The sequence below is a fragment of the Agromyces neolithicus genome (assembly GCF_039529735.1).
In the GTDB taxonomy this organism is placed as follows: domain Bacteria; phylum Actinomycetota; class Actinomycetes; order Actinomycetales; family Microbacteriaceae; genus Agromyces; species Agromyces neolithicus.
Genome location: NZ_BAAANJ010000002.1, coordinates 99587 through 115169, shown reverse-complemented (window position 1 = coordinate 115169; position 15583 = coordinate 99587). Strand labels below are relative to the sequence as shown.

Here is a 15583-nt window from a genome sequence, read left to right as displayed (position 1 = left end):
TCGTCTGAAAACGCGCCCCCATGGAGCAGGCCGGCAGGAAGCTGGTCCCCTGTGGTGGATCACCGACTCGATCGGTGGACTTCTACTGGTGGCCAGCGTGAACGCAAGCTCTTGCGGTTCGTAATGCCTGTTCCTGCTCCTCTGTATGAGTCGTGCCCGCACGGGGTGCGACGGTAAACAAAGGAGACGACCTCTTGGAAGGTCCTGAAATCACGTTCGCCGAAACCGTCATCGACAATGGCAAGTTCGGCACGCGTACCATCCGCTTCGAGACCGGACGACTCGCCCAGCAGGCGCAGGGTTCGGCCGCCGCCTACATCGACGAAGAGACCATGCTGCTCTCGGCGACGTCGGTGTCGAAGCAGCCGAAGGAGCACTTCGACTTCTTCCCGCTCACGATCGATGTCGAAGAGCGCATGTACGCCGCGGGCCGCATCCCGGGCTCGTTCTTCCGCCGCGAGGGCCGCCCCTCGACCGAGGCGATCCTCACCTGCCGTCTGATCGACCGCCCCCTGCGTCCCTCGTTCGTCGAGGGCCTGCGCAACGAGGTGCAGGTCGTCGTCACGGTGCTCGCGATCGAGCCCGACGAGCTCTACGACGTGCTCGCCATCAACGCCGCGTCGCTCTCGACCCAGCTCTCGGGCCTGCCGTTCTCGGGCCCGGTGGCCGGTGTGCGCGTCGCGCTCATCGACGGCCAGTGGGTCGCGTTCCCGAAGCACTCGCAGCTCGAAGACGCCGTGTTCAGCATGGTCGTCGCCGGTCGCGTCGTGACCGAGGCCGACGGCTCGCAGGACGTCGCGATCATGATGATCGAGGCCGAGGCCACCGACAACGCGTGGAACCTCATCCAGGCCGGTGCCGTCAAGCCCGACGAGGCCGTCATCGCGCAGGGCATCGAGGCGTCGAAGCCGTTCATCAAGCAGCTCGTCGAGGCGCAGCAGCAGGTCGCCAAGACCGCTGCGAAGCCGACCGCCGACTACCCGACGTTCCCGCCGTACCAGCAGTCGACGTACGACGTCGTCGCTGCGGCCGCGTACGACGAGCTCAAGGGCATCTACCAGATCGCCGAGAAGATCGCGCGTCAAGACGCCGACGACGCGCTCAAGACGCGGGTCAAGGCCGACGTGGCTGCCAAGGTCGAGTCGGGCGAGCTGCCCGAGTCGGCGAATGCCGAGGTGTCGGCCGCCTACAAGTCGGTCACGAAGCTCGTCGTGCGCTCGCGCGTGCTCGAAGAGGGCGTGCGCATCGACGGCCGCGGCCTCGCCGACATCCGTCCGCTCGACGCCGAGGTGCAGGTCGTGCCCCGCGTGCACGGCTCGGCGATCTTCCAGCGCGGCGAGACCCAGATCCTGGGTGTCACGACGCTGAACATGCTCAAGCTCGAGCAGCAGATCGACTCGCTCTCTCCGGTGACGAAGAAGCGCTACATGCACAACTACAACTTCCCGCCCTACTCGACCGGAGAGACTGGTCGCGTCGGGTCGCCGAAGCGTCGCGAGATCGGGCACGGCGCACTCGCCGAGCGCGCGCTCGTGCCGGTGCTGCCCACGCGCGACGAGTTCCCCTACGCGATCCGCCAGGTGTCCGAGGCGCTCGGCTCGAACGGGTCGACGTCGATGGGCTCCGTCTGCGCGTCGACCCTGTCGCTGCTCAACGCGGGTGTGCCGCTGCGCGCACCCGTCGCGGGCATCGCGATGGGCCTCATCTCCGACACCGTGAACGGTGAGACCCGCTACGCGGCGCTCACCGACATCCTCGGTGCCGAAGACGCGCTCGGCGACATGGACTTCAAGGTCGCAGGCACGAGCGAGTTCGTCACGGCCATCCAGCTCGACACGAAGCTCGACGGCATCCCCGCGTCGGTGCTCGCCGGTGCGCTGACGCAGGCGAAAGAGGCGCGCACGACGATCCTCGCCGTGCTGAACGCCGCCATCGACGGCCCCGACGAGATGGCCCCGACCGCGCCCCGCGTGATCAGCGTGCAGATCCCCGTCGACAAGATCGGCGAGCTGATCGGCCCGAAGGGCAAGACGATCAACGCGATCCAAGACGAGACCGGCGCCGACATCTCGATCGAAGAGGACGGCACCGTCTACATCGGCGCGACCGACGGCCCCTCGGCCGAGGCCGCTCGTGCGCAGGTCAACGCGATCGCCAACCCGACCAACCCCGAGGTCGGCGAGCAGTTCCTCGGCACCGTCGTGAAGATCGCCGCCTTCGGCGCGTTCATCTCGTTGCTTCCGGGCAAAGACGGCCTGCTGCACATCAGTGAGGTGCGCAAGCTCGCCGGCGGCAAGCGCGTCGAGAACGTCGAAGACGTGCTCGGCGTCGGTCAGAAGATCCTCGTCGAGATCACGAAGATCGATGACCGCGGCAAGCTCTCGCTCGCCCCGGTGCTGGCCGAAGAGGCCGACACCAACGGCCGCGAGACGTCGCACACGCACGCCGAGGCCCCGGCCGAAGGCGCTGACGTCGAGGTCTGATCCGAAGTAGCGAAACGACGGATGCCCCGTCCTGGTCCCAGAGCCTTTCGAAGGTCGGGTTCGGGCGGGGCATTCGTCGTCTCGGCTCGAGGTCGCGCTCAGGGCATGGTGTAGCCGGCGGTCTTCATGAGCGCGGCGCGCTCGGCGAGGGCGGCCTCTGCGGCGGCGCGTGCCTCGATGTGTCGCATGAGCCGGTCACGGTCGGTTCGGCGTGCGGCGCGCGCCAGGCCCCAGCTCGCCAGGGTCAGGCCGCCGCGTACCGCCCAGCCCGAGAGGATTCCGGCGCCGGGTGAGAGGAGTGCGGTGTTCATCGTTGCTCCTTCAGTGAGGTGTCGTCGGTGGGTTCTCCGCGCACGAGCGGGAACGCGTTGACGTGGATCTGCACCGGGCGCGAGCCCGGCGACGGCGATTTCTTGTAGGTGTCGATGTACCGCTTGAGCACGACGTCCATGTCGGTGACGAGGCCGTGCAACTGCTCGGGCGTGAGGCGCAGGTTGATGGTGTCGGATGTCGCTACGTCGAGCCAGGCGGCATCGAACACGCTCTCGCCCTCGGTCACGTACTCGCGGAAGTTCTGCTCGCGCGTGCGGTACCACTCGTCTTCGACGAGCTTGACGGCGAGACGTTCGGCACTGCCCGGCGGCAGGTTGCGGGCGTCGGGGATCGCGATCGAACCGGGGCGCCGCTCCCACCAACGCTCGCGACCCTTGCCACGGGTCTCGTCTTCGCGCACGAGCCCCGCGCGCTCGAGCTGGCGCAGGTGATAGCTCGTGGCGCCGCTCGACTCGCCGAGCCGCTCGGCGAGCCCGCTCGCGGTGAGTGGGCCGTATGCCGACAGCTCGTCGTAGATTCGCACTCGCAGGGGGTGCGCGAGGCTCTTCAGGCTTGCACTCGTGAGCACGTGGTCGATACCGGGGTGGCGCGTGCTGCTCGGCTGGGCATCGAGGTCGTTCGCATCCGTGTCATCCATGTTGCAAAGATACCGCTGCAAAGCAATATTTGCAATGAATTGTTTGCAACATGTTGTTTGCACTGTCTCGATCAGTTCGGCGACGTTCGCATCACGCCCTCGCGAGGCTGACGTGCACGGGGTTCCGCACGATGTCGAGCACCGGAGAAGTGCGTTGGACGTGTGCGAGGAGTTCCGCGATGTTCTCGTCGGAGGCGTCGGTGTCGATGCGGTACGTCACACGCACGTTCTGGTAGCCGGGGCGCACGTCGGGATCCAGGCCCAGGAACCCATGCAGGTCGAGCTCGCCGTCGAGGTCGAACTCGAGGCTGCGCACCTCGATGCCGAGCGCGGCCGCGTTGTAGGCGACGCCGACGGCGAGGCACGATGCGATCGCGTGCAGCACGGCTTCGACGGCATTCGGGGCGTGGTTCGCGCCGAGCAGCACCGGTGGCTCGTCACCTTCGATGACGAACGGCTCGGAGCGCGATGCGTCCTCCTGGCCCGCACCCCAGAAGCTCTGGATCGTGGTGCGCGAGTGGCCGCCGCCGAGCCACCTGTTGCGGGCGCGGAAACTGAACTGGGCCAGCTTCGGGTCATCCTGCACTGCCGAAATGGTCTGGGTCAGCGCTTCGACGTCGACCCCGTTCATGGCGGACATCTCAGTGGTGGACATCTCGACCTCCTCGCGGTCGCGGTGGTTGCGGTCGCCTGCAAGCCTCCTCGGCGTCAGAGCCGCGGACATCGGTGGGCGATACCGGGATCGTGCGGTTCCATGCGGAGATCTCAGGTTCGCGTGCGGAGACCACACGATGGGCGCAGAAACTGCGTAGCAGCGATCGCAATGCCAGTAGTCGCTCCGGATGCCGCGTGGACCGCGATCGACGTACAACGTCCTCATACCACCGAAGCGACAGTTCCGAAGCGACAGGGGGAGCGCGCATGCGTGAGACGAACGTTCAGACCGATGGGCTGACCGTCGGGGTCGGAATCCTCGACGTCGAGGACCTCCGACGACGGGTCCGGCAGGTGTATCGGGATGTGGCGATTCACCCCGAGCAGGGCTTCCACTTCGAGACCGGGCGAGCGCTTGCAGAGCGGCTCGGTTACCCACCCGAGGAGCTGGACGCAATCCCAGCGGGCGCGATCGAATCCTTCGCCGGCGTGGGCTATCCTCTCAACCTCGCCGGCATCCGGGCGGGTGAGAGCGTGCTCGACCTCGGGAGCGGCTCGGGCATGGACAGCATGCTCGCCGGCCGACAGGTCGGGCCGGCAGGGCGGGTGCTCGGCGTGGACCTGACACGCGAGCAGTTCGCGAAGGCGGCCCGCCTCGCCGCGGACGCCGGGCTACCTCAGGTCGAGTTCCGCTTCGGGAGCATCGAGCACCTGGAGATCGACGATCAGTGCATCGACGTCGTCGTCTCCAATGGCGCGATCAACTTGGCGGTCGACAAACTGGCGGTGTTCGCAGAGGCAGCGCGCGTGCTGCGCCCCGGTGGACGGCTGGCATTGGCGGACATCGTGTCGGAGCGCCGGCTGCCGGAGCGGGTCGTCTGCGATGCCTCGCTGTGGGCGAGCTGCATCGGCGGCGCCGCCAAGCGGGACGACTACATGGCAACGATCGTCGACGCCGGCTTCACGATCGAGACGCTCCGGGAGAACCAGCAGTACCGCTTCCTTTCCGGCAGAGCCATCGACGCTGCCGAAAGGTGGGGCGTCACGAGCATCTCCCTGCTCGCGGTGCGGAATCCGCATGCGACGAGTGTGAGGAGCTGAGTCCGACCCGGGCGCCGATCATGGTTCACCGAATCCGGCCGGCGGCTCGCGCCACCGCCTCCCGGCGGGTATGCACTCCGAGCTTGGTCAGGATCGCGGCGACATGCGTCTCGACCGTACGCCTCGAGACCACGAGCTCGTCGGCGATCTCCGCATTCGTCAATCCGCGACCGAGCAGGCGAAGCACCTCGGACTGCCGCTCGGTGAGGCCCGCGACGTTGTCGCGCGTCGATTTCGACGGCCCGCGCGGCAGTCGGGTGACGCCGAGCTCTCGGAGCCGGTGTCTCACGAGACGAGCGAGCGGACGCGCATCCATACCGTACAACTCCTCGAGCGCCGTGCTCAGGTCTTCTCGATCGTCACCCTCGATCAACGCGAGCGCGTGTTCGTACCGTGCGCCGCTCGCGTCCCAGACCGCGGCGGCGTCGCGCCACCGGCCGCCGGCGAGGAGCGCGTATGGATGGTCACCCGGGGTCGGGGTCACCGGTCGGCCGGCCTTGACCAGCCAAGAGGCGAGCTCGCCCTCATATGCGACCGAACCGAGTTCGCGCGCTTCGGCGTACGTTCGCTCCGTCAACTCGGGGATCCCTGCCAGGTCTCCACGCAGCCATGCCGCCTCGGCCCGTCCGGCGGCGATCGGCCCTAGGCGCTGCACTTCGTCCATTTGGACGGCGAGCTCCCACGCCTCCTCGAGCAGCCGACCCGCACCTGGGTCGCCCCGGCGAACACCCATCCGGCCGAGCGGCATCAGCGCGCCCCAGCGCACCGGCGCCTGCGCCGACTGGATCGCGACCGCCGAGTCGCGTCCGACGCCCTCCCAGTCGCCCAGGTGCAAGTTCAGCCTGGCTCGCTCGAGGGTGAGGAATCGCAGGTAGGCAACCTGCTCGGATCGGTCGGCGAGTTCGATCCCCGCGGCCAGCCGCTCTCGAGCCTCGGGAAGACGGAAGTCGTCGAGCAGGGCAGAGGCGATCCCGATGTAGGCGCGCAGTGCGTGCTCGGTCTCGCCTGCGGAGAGTGCGACGTCGAGCGCCGCATCGAGCGTGGCCTGGCCGCCGGCATCGCCGAGCGTCAACTCCGACATCCCGATGTTCGTCAAGGCATGGGCCAGCACGGCGTGGTCGCCCGCCTCGCGTGCGATCTCGGCGGCACGCCGTCCGACCTCGATGCTGCGAACCGAGTCGTACGCCACCGAGAACAGCTGCGACTGGTTGCTGAGCGCCATCGCGAGCATCCGGCGATCTCCGGAGCGTTCGGAGACCTCGATGGCTTCGAGGGCGGCCGACTCCGCGTGCCGGCCGTCGCCGTTCCACCAATGCATCCTCGACAGCCAGCGCAGGCTCGAGCCGAGCGAGCCCTGATCGCCCAGTGCGCGCCGCAGCGACACGGCGGACTCCTCGATGTCGACGGCGATCTGCGAGTCCCCGAGGACGTAGCATTCGACCGCGTACGACTCGAGCAGTTCGACCTGTTCGCCCGGCGGGAACCGGTCGTTGTGCGCGAGCACGAGCCGGTATTGTGCCGCGGCCTCTCGGTGCGCGCCCGCTCCGGCGGCCTCTCGAGCGGCTTCGGGGCCGAACCGGACGATGGCATCGACGTCGCCGGCCTCACTCGCGTGGTGGGTGAGGCGGGCGAGATCCACCCCGCCGTGGTCGACGAGGGCTGCGAGCACCGCCCCGTTCAGCTCGATCCTCCGGGCGGCTGCCAGCGAGTCGGCGATCGCGCGGCGGGTCAGCTCGTGCCGGAATCCGACCGCATCGGGCGACACCGTCAGCACGCCGCATTCCTCGGCCGGTGCCAGCGATGAGATCCCGCCCGGTACGAGCCCGTCGATCAGCCATCGCTCGAGGGCCGAGGGCACCACGCTGAGCTGTTCGACATCGGCACGCACCGACGGGTCGAGCCGCCGCAGCCGGGTCAGCACCGCGTCGACGATCGTCTGCGGCACCGTGCGGTCGCCCTCGGCGGCAAGGACCTCGCTCACGAAGAACGGGTTTCCAGCGGTCACCGCGAAGACATGGTCGGCGTCGACCGGGCGGTCACGGCTGAGTTCTCGAACCGCATCGCGGGAAAGCCGCCTGAGCGCGAGATGGTGCCCCCGCTCGGCGGTCGACGCCTGCGCGAGCACCTCGTGCAGCGGGTGATCACGCGTGAGCTCATCGTCGCGGTAGGTGAGTACGAGCACCGCCGGAAGGCGGGCCACCCTCCGAACCAGGAACTGCAGCGCATCCAATGTCGCGTCGTCCGCCCAGTGCACATCCTCCACGACGAGCACGGTGGGTCGCTGCGCCCACGCGAGCTCGCTCTGAAGCGCAGCCAACACGGTGCCACGATCGACACCCGGCTGCATGGCCTCGCTCAGCTCCCGCCCGACGTGCCCGACGAGATCTCGGAACGGCCCGAGCGTGCGTCGGGTCGCGAGATCGTCGCAGTACCCGACCAGCAGGCGATGCGTGGGCGGCAACTTCGCGCGAAGCTCCTCGATCAGCCTCGACTTGCCGATGCCGGCCTCACCCGAGACGGCGACGACGCTCCCGGCGCCGGCCGCGCCGTCGCGGGCGGCCGCGAGGAGTGCGGCCACCTCGTATTCGCGCTCCAGCATCGGTCGGCTCGCCACAGCCCCCATGTCACCACGCTACTCGCGGCGGGCGCGAAACGCAGCGGCCGCAGCCCGGCCGCAGCCGGCGCGGCAGCGCGACGCGCGCCGCCGCTCACGCCTTGCGCTCGAGCAGCGGCAGCAGTCGGTAGGGGATGAGCTCGCCCATGGCGAGCGAGGTCTCGGTGCGCTCGACGCCGTCGATCGCGAGGATCTCGCGGTCGATGCGGAACAGGTCGTGCGCATCGCGACACACGAGCCGCACCAGCAGGTCGATCGAACCCGTGATGCCGTGCGCCTGGATGACTTCGGGGATTCGGGCGATCTCGTCGACCACCTCGGAGAGCACGCGTTGTCGCACATGCACCGACACGTAGGCCTCCAGCGGGTAGCCGAGCGGCGCAGGGTCGATGCTGCGTTCGAACGAGAGGAACGCGCCGGATGTCTCGAGCCGGGCCAGTCGCGCCTGCACGGTGTTGCGCGACAGCCCGAGACGCTCGGCGAGTGCGACCACGGTCGCACGTGGGTCGTGGGCCAAGGCCGCGAGCAGGGCCCGATCGACGGCGTCGTAACCGCTCATAACGCCACACGATAGCACGGCAATGGCCATCGATATTGGGCAACATGCTCAACGCACTCGAGGCTACTTGAGCTGTGTGACACATCCACGTACCCTTGAAGTATCCGGCAGAGCCGCCGGGCGCGGGCAGCCCAGAAGGCACACCGCCGAAAGCGAGGATCGACGATGACCCCATCCGACCGAGACGCGACCGGGCTCCTGACCCGGCCCGAGCCCTTCGTGCAGCTCGTGACGCCCACTGGCGAGCGCCGCGCGAACGCCGAGTTCGACCCGTGGATCGCCGATATCGACCTGGCGGCCATCGGGCGTCTCTACCACGACATGACCATCGTGCGTCGGGTCGACTCCGAGGCCACCGCACTGCAGCGTCAGGGCGAGCTCGGCCTGTGGCCGCCGCTCGCCGGTCAAGAGGCCGCGCAGATCGGGTCGGCGCGCGCGTTGCGCGACGACGACTTCGTGTTCTCGAGCTATCGCGAGCACGCGGTCGCATGGTGCCGGGGGGTGCAGCCCGCCGAGATGCTCAGCGTCTGGCGCGGCACCGCTGCGTCCGGGTGGAACCCGTTCGAGCACAACATGGCCGTGCCGCAGATCATCATCGGCGCGCAGGCGCTGCACGCCACCGGCTACGCCATGGGGCTGGCCTGGGAGGGCAGCGACGCCGCATCGATCGCGTACTTCGGCGACGGCGCCACGAGCGAGGGCGACGTGAACGAGGCGCTCGTGTTCGCTGCGAGCTTCGACGCGCCCGTCGTGTTCTTCTGCCAGAACAACCAGTGGGCGATCTCCGAGCCGGTCGGCCTGCAGTCGAAGCAGCCGCTCGCGCGCCGCGCCGACGGCTTCGGCATGCCGGGCATCCGCGTCGACGGCAACGACGTCCTCGCGGTGCTCGCCGCCACGCGCATCGCGCTCGACCGCGCCCGCCGTGGCGACGGCCCCACGTTCATCGAGGCGGTGACCTACCGCATCGGCCCGCACACCACCGCCGACGACCCCAAGCGCTACCGCTCCGACGACGAGATCGCCGAATGGCGCGAGCGCGACCCGCTCGCGCGCGTGCTCGCTTTGCTCGAGGCATCGGGGGTCGACTCCGCCGGGCTCGAGCGCGAGGTCGCCGCCGACGCCGACCGCGCGGCCGCCGAGTTGCGCGCGGCCATCACGACGCTCGCCGATCCCGAGCCGCTGACGGTCTTCGACAACGTGTACGTCGAGCCGAACACGCACCTCGCGCGTCAGCGCGACCACTACACGCGCTACCTCGCGATGTTCGACGAGCCGGGTGCCGGGGCATCCGACCGCACCGAAGGAACCGCCCGATGACGACCCTGACCCTCGCGAAAGCACTCAACGCGGGCCTTCGGCGCGCCCTCGCCGACGACGAGAAGGTCGTGCTCATGGGAGAGGACATCGGCACGCTCGGCGGCGTGTTCCGTGTCACCGACGGGCTGAAGGCCGAGTTCGGTGCCAACCGCGTCGTCGACACCCCGCTGTCCGAGGCCGGCATCGTCGGCTCGGCCGTCGGGCTCGCCTACCGGGGGTTCCGCCCGGTCATCGAGATCCAGTTCGACGGCTTCATCTACCCGGGCTTCGACCAGATCGTCGCCCAGGTGGCCAAGCTGCACTACCGCTCGCGCGGCAACGTGCGCATGCCCATCACGATCCGCGTGCCCTTCGGCGGCGGCATCGGTGCGGCCGAGCACCACTCCGAGTCGCCCGAGGCGTACTTCGCGCACACCGCAGGGCTGCGCGTCGTCGCGTGCTCGAACCCCGCCGACGCGTACATGATGGTGCGCCAGGCGATCGCGAGCGACGATCCCGTGCTCTTCTTCGAGCCCAAGCGCCGTTACCACGTCAAGGGTGAGGTCGACGAGACCGCGAGCCTTGCCGACGCGCCGCCGATGGGCGTGGCCACGACAGTGACCACGGGCCGCGACGTGACCCTGGTCACATACGGCGGACTCGTGCAGACCGCACGCGACGCGGCGGTGGCCGCCGCCGAAGACGGCATCTCGATCGAGGTCATCGACCTGCGCTCGCTCGCGCCGGTCGACTACGCGACGGTCGCGGCATCCGTGCGCCGCACCGGGCGGCTCGTCGTCACGCACGAGGCCGGCCAGCAGGGCGGCGTCGGCGCCGAGATCGCCGCGTCGATCACCGAGCGCTGCTTCGAGTACCTCGAGGCAGCGCCGGTGCGCGTCACCGGCCACGACATTCCCTATCCGCCCGCGAAGCTCGAGCGCCATCACCTGCCTGATCTCGACCGAATCCTCGACGGGGTCGATCGCGTGATGGGGCGCCCGAACTCGCTGAGCGAGGTGGAGGCATGAGCACGATGATCCGCGACTTCCCCCTGCCCGACCTCGGTGAAGGCCTCACCGAGAGCGAGATCGTCGCCTGGCGCGTCGCCGTCGGCGACCGCGTCGAGCTCAACCAGATCATCGCCGACGTCGAGACCGCCAAGGCCGTCGTCGAGCTGCCGTCGCCGTACGCCGGTGTCATCACCGCGCTGCACGCCGCCGAAGGCGAGACGATCGACGTCGGCGCGCCGCTGTTCTCGTGCGACACCGGCGAGCCGGGCGGCGAGTCGGATGTCGCTGCCGCACCCGCGGCGGAGGCCGAGCCCTCGGCATCAGCAGCAGTCGATGCCGTGCCGGCGCCGGCCGCGTCCTCGGCACCGGCCGAGTCCTCGGCACGTGCGGCCGACGCTGCGCCCGGGCCGAACCTCGTCGGCTACGGCGCCGCAGCCGAGACCGGGCCGAAGCGTCGCGCCCGCGCCGGCCTGGCGTCGACGCCGGTGGCCACAGCCTCGGCGGCGCCCGCACCGGCCGACGTCGCCGCCCACGATGCCACGGTCACCGAGGTCGAACCTCTCGTCGAGCGACCCCGCTCGACTCCGCCGGTGCGCAAGCTGGCCCGCGATCTCGGCGTCGAGCTCGAGACCGTGACCGGCACGGGCGAGCGCGGGCTCATCACCCGCGAAGATGTCGAGGCAGCGGCATCCGTTTCATCGCCCGCCGACCTGGTCGATTCCGGCGCATCCGCGTCATCCCGTCCGGCCGACATGACGCCTCTGGCGCACCTCGCCGGCCCGCAGCTGCCAGCAGAGACGCGAATCCCGATCCGCGGCGTGCGCAAGCACACGGCCGCCGCCATGGTGCGCAGCGCGTTCACCGCGCCGCACGTCACCGAGTTCCTCACGGTCGACGTCACGGCAACCATGCAGTTGCTGCGCGGCATCCGCGACGACCGTGCCTTCGCCGGGCACAAGGTCACGCCCCTCGCCGTCGTCGCGAAGGCGCTGTGCATCGCCGCGCGCCGCACTCCCGAGGTGAACGCCCGATGGGAGGAGGAGTCGCAGGAGATCGTACAGTTCAGCGGCGTGAACCTCGGCATCGCCGCGGCGACCGAGCGCGGGCTCGTCGTGCCGAACATCAAGGGCGCCGAGTCGATGACCCTCGTCGAGCTCGCCGACGCGATCACCGCGCTCGCCGACACGGCTCGTGCCGGCCGCACGCAACCGGTCGACCTCGCGGGGGGCACGATCTCGATCACGAACATCGGCGTGTTCGGCATCGACGCGGGCACTCCGATCCTCAATCCCGGTGAGGCGGCGATCCTCGCCATGGGTGCGGTGCGACGCCAGCCGTGGGAACACGACGGCGAGATCGCGCTGCGCGAGCTGATGACCCTGAGCCTGTCGTTCGACCATCGCCTGGTCGACGGTGCGCAGGGCTCGCGGTTCCTCGCCGACATCGGCGCGATCCTGCGTGAGCCGGGCATCGCCCTGACAATGGCCTGACGCGGGCGCGCCGCACATCGAGTGGGCACCCGTCGGCCGGAATCGACTGGTCTTCGACCGACGAGTGCCCACTCGATTGCGACCGACTTCGGCCCACGCGATGGCGACCCGACGTGGGCCCACGCGATTGCGACCGACGCGGGCCCACGCGATGGCGACCCGACGTGGGCCCACGCGATCCGGCGCGCGCGGCGAACCGGCACCGGCGCCCTTTCGGCGCGGCGCGGTCGGGAGGATGATGGCGGTATGAACGACCCCCGGCGCATCCTCACCCCGGCCGAGACCGCCGACGAACTGGCGGGCACCGTGTTCGTGCACACCGGCGGCCGACTCGACGGCGCCTATCGCACCGACGACTTCGCGAGCGCGGTCGAACTGCTCGACGAGGTCGCCGCCGTCGCCGACGCAATGAATCACCACCCCGACGTGCAGCTCGGCTGGGGCCGCATCGCGTTCGAGCTGAGCTCGCACGACGTCGGCGGCGTGACGTCGCGCGACGTCGACCTCGCTCGCCGCATCGACGCGCTCGCCGCCGCGCAGGGCGCCACGCCCGGCAACTGACCGCGCGTCGACCGACCCCATCACGCGAGCGTGTAGATGCGCTCCTCGATGTCGGTGCCGCGCGCGTTGGCGAAGCTCACCTCGGTGCCGACCTGCGTGAAGCCGAGCTTCTCGAGCACGGCGATCGATGCGACGTTGTCGGCCGCTACCCGTGCCCGCACGGGCCGCTCGGCATGCGCTTCGAGGAAGAGCTGCATGGCGCGGGTCGCGATGCCCTCGCCCCAGTGCGCGCGGTCGACCCAGTAGGTGATCTCGGCGGCTCCCTCGTCGACCCAGCGGGCCACGCTGCCCACGATGTCGCCGTCGGCCCTGATGGTGCGGGCGTCGACGCCCGCGTCGGACAGCAGCCGGTGCCAGTGGGCGTCGAACATGGCGCGATCCGTGGGATCGGGCGGCGTGAACGCGGCCATGTGCACCGCCACGTCGTCTTGTTCGATCAGGAACAGTGCGTCGAGATCGCCCGCGCGGGTCGCGCGCAGGGTCACGACATGAGGCTTGCCCATGCCATCTCCTCCAGGATGCCGCGGACGGTGCCGTCGGCGGGTCTGCGCCCTGGGATGCGGGCGCTGTGCGGAGTGGAGTTCAGCAGTCCGAAGGCGGCGTGTGCCCGGACCCTGAGCTCCTCTTCGGCCCGATCGGGCCGCAGTCGCGAGAGGGTGTCGACCCAGTGCTCGACGTACTGGCGCTGCATGAGCCGCACGTCGTGCCTCGTGCCGGCGTCGAGCTGTTCGAGCTCGCGATCCTGCACGAGGATGACGTCGGCTTCGGCGAGGGCGAAGTCGACGTGGAATGAGATGAGCGAGCGAAGCGCGGATGCCGCGTCGGGGGCCGTGCCGATGACGCGCTCTGCGCCGCCGAGCAGGGTGGAGCTGGCGTCGGAGAGGATCGCGGCGAGCACCGCCGACTTGCCGGGGAAGTGCCGGTAGACCGCAGGCCCCGACACGCCGGCCGCTGCGCCGAGGTCTTCGATCGTGACGCCCGCGTAGCCCCGCTCGGCGAACAGCGTCGCAGCGGACTCGAGGATCGCCGCGCGACGGTCGGCCTTCTGGCGCCCGCGCTCGGTGAGCGTCGGGACGCCGCCGGCGTCGTCGGCGTTGAGTGCGCTTGCCATGTCGGTTATTGCTCGCTAACATCGGGAATCGAGTTAGTGAACACTAACCGAAATGACGCGCCGACCACAAGTGGGGCGCGCCGTCGACGCAGACAGGCGGGGCAGATGTCCATCCTCCACTCGAACCTCGATCCCACGAGCGGGGTGGCACAGGCGAATCAGGCCGGCCACGCCGAACTCGTCGCCGAACTGCGCGCCAGGCTCGCCGCCGTAGCGCTCGGCGGGCCCGAGGCATCCCGCGACCGCCACGTCGCACGCGGCAAGCTGCTGCCCCGCGACCGGGTCGCGCGCCTGCTCGACGAGGGCAGCCCGTTCCTCGAGATCGCCCCGCTCGCCGCCGAAGGACTCTATGGCGGCGACTCACCGGGCGCCGGCATCATCACGGGCGTCGGCCTCGTGCACGGGCGCGCGGTCATGGTCGTCTGCAACGACGCCACCGTCAAGGGCGGCACCTACTACCCGATGACCGTCAAGAAGCACCTGCGCGCGCAGGAGGTCGCGAAGGAGCAGCGGTTGCCGTGCGTCTACCTCGTCGACTCGGGTGGCGCGTTCCTGCCGCTGCAAGACGAGGTGTTCCCCGACCGCGAGCACTTCGGCCGCATCTTCTTCAACCAGGCCCAGCTCTCGTCGATGCGCATCCCGCAGCTCGCGGCGGTGCTCGGCTCGTGCACGGCGGGCGGCGCCTACGTGCCCGCGATGAGCGATGAATCCGTGATCGTGCGCAATCAGGGCACGATCTTCCTCGGCGGCCCGCCCCTCGTGAAGGCGGCGATCGGCGAGGTCGTCACCCCCGAAGAGCTCGGCGGCGGCGAGCTGCACTCGCGGGTTTCGGGCGTCACCGACCATCTCGCCGACGACGACGAGCACGCCCTCGAGCTCGTGCGCGACATGGTCGCGACCCTGCCCGAGCCCGCGCCCCGCGCGTGGGCCGTGCGCGAGCCGCGCCCGCCGGCCGTCGACCCCGCCGACCTCACGGCCGTCGTGCCCGTCGACGTGCAGCAGCCCTACGACGTGCACGAGGTCATCGCGCGGCTCGTCGACGGCAGTGAGTTCTCCGAGTTCAAGCCCGACTACGGCGACACGCTCGTCACGGGCTTCGCCCACATCGACGGGCACCCCGTCGGCATCGTCGCGAACAACGGCGTGCTGTTCAGCGAATCGGCGATGAAGGGCGCGCACTTCATCGAGTTGTGCGACCAGCGCGGCATCCCACTCGTGTTCCTGCAGAACATCTCGGGCTTCATGGTCGGCCGCGATGCCGAAGCGGGCGGCATCGCCAAGCACGGCGCCAAGATGGTCACCGCGGTCGCCACGACGCGGGTGCCGAAGTTCACCGTCGTCATCGGCGGGTCGTTCGGCGCCGGCAACTACTCGATGTGCGGGCGGGCGTACTCGCCACGGTTCCTGTGGATGTGGCCCAACGCCCGCATCTCGGTCATGGGCGGCGAACAGGCGGCATCGGTGCTCGCGACCGTCAAGCGCGACCAGCTCGCGATCAAGGGGGAGCAGTGGTCGGACGAGGCCGAGCAGGCGTTCAAGCAGCCGATCCGTGCCCAGTACGACGATCAGGGCAGCCCGTACCACTCGACCGCGCGGCTCTGGGACGACGGCATCATCGACCCTGCCGACACGCGCACCGTGCTCGCGCTGGCGCTCGAGCTCGCGAGCCGCACGCCGCTGCCCGAACCGGCGTTCGGCCTGTTCCGCATGTAGTGGCCTGAGTCGCGACATCCG

Annotated in this window: 14 protein-coding genes; 7 read left to right on the top strand and 7 right to left on the bottom strand. The window is 69.8% G+C overall.

All coding sequences use genetic code 11. The features are described from left to right. Positions 1-194 precede the first annotated feature (194 nt). Positions 195-2483: a polyribonucleotide nucleotidyltransferase gene (locus ABD164_RS03770; RefSeq protein ID WP_344293594.1), complete on the top strand. Its 2289-nt coding sequence runs from the start codon at positions 195-197 to the stop codon at positions 2481-2483. 98 nt (positions 2484-2581) lie between these two features. On the opposite strand, the gene ABD164_RS03765 is transcribed toward ABD164_RS03770, so the two are convergent. The 3 genes from ABD164_RS03765 to ABD164_RS03755 all read right to left on the bottom strand — a co-directional run bounded on the left by ABD164_RS03765 (position 2582) and on the right by ABD164_RS03755 (position 4108). Further along, positions 2582-2794: a hypothetical protein gene (locus tag ABD164_RS03765; protein WP_344293592.1), complete on the bottom strand. Its 213-nt coding sequence runs from the start codon at positions 2792-2794 to the stop codon at positions 2582-2584. Further along, positions 2791-3453 (bottom strand): ArsR/SmtB family transcription factor, encoded by a 663-nt coding sequence (locus tag ABD164_RS03760; RefSeq protein ID WP_344293590.1) that lies wholly within the window; start codon positions 3451-3453, stop codon positions 2791-2793. Before ABD164_RS03760 ends, ABD164_RS03765 begins: the two co-directional genes overlap by 4 nt. A 91-nt stretch (positions 3454-3544) precedes the next feature. Then, entirely contained in the window at positions 3545-4108 is a 564-nt protein-coding gene (locus tag ABD164_RS03755) for an OsmC family protein (protein ID WP_344293587.1), read from the bottom strand. A gap of 266 nt (positions 4109-4374) precedes the next feature. On the opposite strand from ABD164_RS03755, the gene ABD164_RS03750 reads away from it, so the two are divergent. Further along, positions 4375-5208, top strand: coding sequence for a methyltransferase domain-containing protein (locus ABD164_RS03750; protein WP_344293585.1), 834 nt, complete (start codon positions 4375-4377; stop codon positions 5206-5208). Positions 5209-5233: 25 nt separating this feature from the next. Here ABD164_RS03750 and ABD164_RS03745 read toward each other — a convergent pair whose 3' ends face one another. Beyond that, entirely contained in the window at positions 5234-7831 is a 2598-nt protein-coding gene (locus ABD164_RS03745) for an ATP-binding protein (RefSeq protein WP_344293583.1), read from the bottom strand. An 85-nt stretch (positions 7832-7916) separates the two neighbouring features. Next, positions 7917-8381 carry an Lrp/AsnC family transcriptional regulator gene (locus ABD164_RS03740; protein WP_344293581.1) on the bottom strand — a complete coding sequence of 155 codons (465 nt, stop codon included), beginning with the start codon at positions 8379-8381 and terminating at the stop codon, positions 7917-7919. 165 nt (positions 8382-8546) lie between these two features. Between ABD164_RS03740 and pdhA the strand changes: the two genes are divergently transcribed. The 4 genes from pdhA (at position 8547) to ABD164_RS03720 (ending at position 12738) form a co-directional block, all read left to right on the top strand. Next, positions 8547-9698: a pyruvate dehydrogenase (acetyl-transferring) E1 component subunit alpha gene (gene pdhA, locus ABD164_RS03735; protein WP_344293579.1), complete on the top strand. Its 1152-nt coding sequence runs from the start codon at positions 8547-8549 to the stop codon at positions 9696-9698. After that, a complete protein-coding gene (locus tag ABD164_RS03730; protein ID WP_344293577.1) occupies positions 9695-10705 on the top strand; it encodes an alpha-ketoacid dehydrogenase subunit beta in 1011 nt (336 codons plus the stop codon). Before pdhA ends, ABD164_RS03730 begins: the two co-directional genes overlap by 4 nt. Before the next feature lie 5 nt (positions 10706-10710). Continuing rightward, a complete protein-coding gene (locus ABD164_RS03725) occupies positions 10711-12177 on the top strand; it encodes a dihydrolipoamide acetyltransferase family protein (RefSeq protein WP_425545906.1) in 1467 nt (488 codons plus the stop codon). Between the two features lie 246 nt (positions 12178-12423). After that, on the top strand, positions 12424-12738 hold the full coding sequence (locus ABD164_RS03720) for a 4a-hydroxytetrahydrobiopterin dehydratase (RefSeq protein ID WP_344293573.1): 315 nt from the start codon (positions 12424-12426) through the stop codon (positions 12736-12738). 20 nt (positions 12739-12758) lie between these two features. On the opposite strand, the gene ABD164_RS03715 is transcribed toward ABD164_RS03720, so the two are convergent. Both ABD164_RS03715 and ABD164_RS03710 read right to left on the bottom strand, forming a co-directional pair. Beyond that, positions 12759-13241: a GNAT family N-acetyltransferase gene (locus ABD164_RS03715; RefSeq protein WP_344293571.1), complete on the bottom strand. Its 483-nt coding sequence runs from the start codon at positions 13239-13241 to the stop codon at positions 12759-12761. Next, positions 13220-13849: a TetR/AcrR family transcriptional regulator gene (locus ABD164_RS03710; protein ID WP_344293569.1), complete on the bottom strand. Its 630-nt coding sequence runs from the start codon at positions 13847-13849 to the stop codon at positions 13220-13222. Before ABD164_RS03710 ends, ABD164_RS03715 begins: the two co-directional genes overlap by 22 nt. Before the next feature lie 105 nt (positions 13850-13954). On the opposite strand from ABD164_RS03710, the gene ABD164_RS03705 reads away from it, so the two are divergent. After that, entirely contained in the window at positions 13955-15562 is a 1608-nt protein-coding gene (locus ABD164_RS03705) for a carboxyl transferase domain-containing protein (RefSeq protein WP_344293568.1), read from the top strand. Positions 15563-15583: the final 21 nt, after the last annotated feature.

Bases quoted from the DNA above. Each gene is read 5' to 3' on its own strand.
- ABD164_RS03765 (WP_344293592.1), bottom strand. From the start codon at position 2,794: ATGAACACCGCACTCCTCTCACCCGGCGCCGGAATCCTCTCGGGCTGG.
- ABD164_RS03760 (WP_344293590.1), bottom strand. From the start codon at position 3,453: ATGGATGACACGGATGCGAACGACCTCGATGCCCAGCCGAGCAGCACG.
- ABD164_RS03755 (WP_344293587.1), bottom strand. From the start codon at position 4,108: ATGTCCACCACTGAGATGTCCGCCATGAACGGGGTCGACGTCGAAGCG.
- ABD164_RS03750 (WP_344293585.1), top strand. From the start codon at position 4,375: ATGCGTGAGACGAACGTTCAGACCGATGGGCTGACCGTCGGGGTCGGA.
- ABD164_RS03745 (WP_344293583.1), bottom strand. From the start codon at position 7,831: ATGGGGGCTGTGGCGAGCCGACCGATGCTGGAGCGCGAATACGAGGTG.
- ABD164_RS03740 (WP_344293581.1), bottom strand. From the start codon at position 8,381: ATGAGCGGTTACGACGCCGTCGATCGGGCCCTGCTCGCGGCCTTGGCC.
- pdhA (WP_344293579.1), top strand. From the start codon at position 8,547: ATGACCCCATCCGACCGAGACGCGACCGGGCTCCTGACCCGGCCCGAG.
- ABD164_RS03730 (WP_344293577.1), top strand. From the start codon at position 9,695: ATGACGACCCTGACCCTCGCGAAAGCACTCAACGCGGGCCTTCGGCGC.
- ABD164_RS03725 (WP_425545906.1), top strand. From the start codon at position 10,711: ATGATCCGCGACTTCCCCCTGCCCGACCTCGGTGAAGGCCTCACCGAG.
- ABD164_RS03720 (WP_344293573.1), top strand. From the start codon at position 12,424: ATGAACGACCCCCGGCGCATCCTCACCCCGGCCGAGACCGCCGACGAA.
- ABD164_RS03715 (WP_344293571.1), bottom strand. From the start codon at position 13,241: ATGGGCAAGCCTCATGTCGTGACCCTGCGCGCGACCCGCGCGGGCGAT.
- ABD164_RS03710 (WP_344293569.1), bottom strand. From the start codon at position 13,849: ATGGCAAGCGCACTCAACGCCGACGACGCCGGCGGCGTCCCGACGCTC.
- ABD164_RS03705 (WP_344293568.1), top strand. From the start codon at position 13,955: ATGTCCATCCTCCACTCGAACCTCGATCCCACGAGCGGGGTGGCACAG.